The organism is Sinomonas humi, from assembly GCF_000802235.1.
Lineage (GTDB): Bacteria > Actinomycetota > Actinomycetes > Actinomycetales > Micrococcaceae > Sinomonas > Sinomonas humi.
Genome location: NZ_JTDL01000093.1, coordinates 1 through 620, shown reverse-complemented (window position 1 = coordinate 620; position 620 = coordinate 1). Strand labels below are relative to the sequence as shown.

1 protein-coding gene is annotated in these 620 nt (G+C 69.2%); it reads right to left on the bottom strand.

Annotation, left to right across the window (positions count from 1 at the left end):
• Positions 1 to 506, bottom strand: a 506-nt coding sequence (locus LK10_RS08250) for an SDR family NAD(P)-dependent oxidoreductase (protein WP_043122272.1), incomplete at its 3' end; no start/stop codon positions are given.
• Between the last annotated feature and the right edge of the window lie 114 nt (positions 507 to 620).

The window sequence follows — 620 nt, the reverse complement described above, 5'->3', positions numbered from 1 at the left end:
CTCTTGGTCAGCCCCGCCACCGCGTGCTTCGAGGCCGTGTAGGCGACGCCGGCCGCCGAGGCGCGCAGCGCGGCCTCGGAGGCGACGTTCACGATCGCGCCGCTGCCGGCGTCGAGCATCGCGGGGAGGACGGCCCGTGTCAGTCGCATCGGGGCAGTGAGGTTCACACTCATCACTCGGTCCCAGGTCCTGTCGTCCACTTCCGCAGGCGGAAGGAACCCGTCCATGATGCCTGCAATGTTCGCGAGGCCGTCGATGCGTTCTCCCGCGGCGTTCAGGATGGCGTCGATCGTCGCGGGCTCGGCGACGTCGCCGGCGACCGTGACAAGCGCGTCGCTGTCGAATTCGTCGCTGAGCTCATCGAGGCGCGCGGCAATGAGGTCAGTGGCGATGACCCGCGCACCTTCCCGCAGGAGCCTGCCGGCGGTGGCGCGGCCGATTCCGGAGCCCGCGCCGGTGACGATGATGGTGCGGCCCTCGAAGCGGCCAGGGACTGTCTGGGACATCGGGTTCTTCTTCCTTCTATTCGTTGACGAGGACGGGCGCGGGGACGATGACGTCGTCCATCGAGGTGGCGCGCCATTCCCGCAGGATCTCGTGAAAGCGGACGGGGCCTGGGC